This window comes from Blautia aquisgranensis, from assembly GCF_040096615.1.
Taxonomy (GTDB): Bacteria; Bacillota; Clostridia; order Lachnospirales; family Lachnospiraceae; genus Blautia_A; species Blautia_A aquisgranensis.
Genome location: NZ_JBBMEJ010000044.1, coordinates 1 through 1,054, shown reverse-complemented (window position 1 = coordinate 1,054; position 1,054 = coordinate 1). Strand labels below are relative to the sequence as shown.

The window sequence follows — 1,054 nt, the reverse complement described above, 5'->3', positions numbered from 1 at the left end:
GGATTCCTTAGTTTCGGTGGCGCGTTTCAGCCCCGGACATTTTCGGCGCAGGACCTCTCGACCAGTGAGCTATTACGCACTCTTTGAATGTATGGCTGCTTCTGAGCCAACATCCTGGTTGTCTTCGAAATCCCACATCCTTTTCCACTTAACGCGCACTTTGGGACCTTAACTGTAGGTCTGGGCTCTTTCCCTTTTGACCGCCCAACTTATCTCGTGCAGTCTGACTCCCGGTGATATCTACACGGCATTCGGAGTTTGATATTCTTCGGTAGGCTTTGACGCCCCCTAGGAAATTCAGTGCTCTACCTCCGCAAGACTCACACCGAGGCTAGCCCTAAAGCTATTTCGAGGAGAACCAGCTATCTCCGGGTTCGATTGGAATTTCTCCCCTATCCACACCTCATCCCCACCCTTTTCAACGGATGTGGGTTCGGTCCTCCACTACCTCTTACGGCAGCTTCAACCTGGACATGGATAGATCACCCGGTTTCGGGTCTACTCCTACTGACTCTGGCCCTGTTAAGACTTGGTTTCCCTTCGGCTCCGTCCCTTGAGGACTTAACCTTGCCAGTAAGCGTAACTCGCCGGACCGTTCTACAAAAAGTACGCGGTTGTGCATATAAAGCACTTCCACAGCTTGTAGACACAGGGTTTCAGGTTCTCTTTCACTCCCCTCCCGGGGTCCTTTTCACCTTTCCTTCACAGTACTATGCGCTATCGGTCACTAAGTAGTATTTAGCCTTAGGGGGTGGTCCCCCTTACTTCCCACAAGGTTCCTCGTGTCTCGTGGTACTCCGGATCCTGCTCAGTCAGTCTGGCTTTCACGTACGGGGCTTTCACCCTCTCTGGCCGGCTTTCCCAAAACCGTTCTGTTAGCCTTCCTGAATCCTAAATGCAGTCCATGACCCCGGCATGCACGCACACCGGTTTAGGCTCCTCCGCGTTCGCTCGCCGCTACTTACGGAATCGATGTTTCTTTCTTTTCCTCCGGGTACTTAGATGTTTCAGTTCCCCGGGTTCCCCTCCATACGTTATGGATTGGCGTATGGAT

1 rRNA gene is annotated in these 1,054 nt (G+C 52.5%); it reads right to left on the bottom strand.

The annotated features are described in order from the left end of the window. Positions 1 to 1,054 (bottom strand): 23S ribosomal RNA (locus tag WMO28_RS16750); the annotation flags it as partial.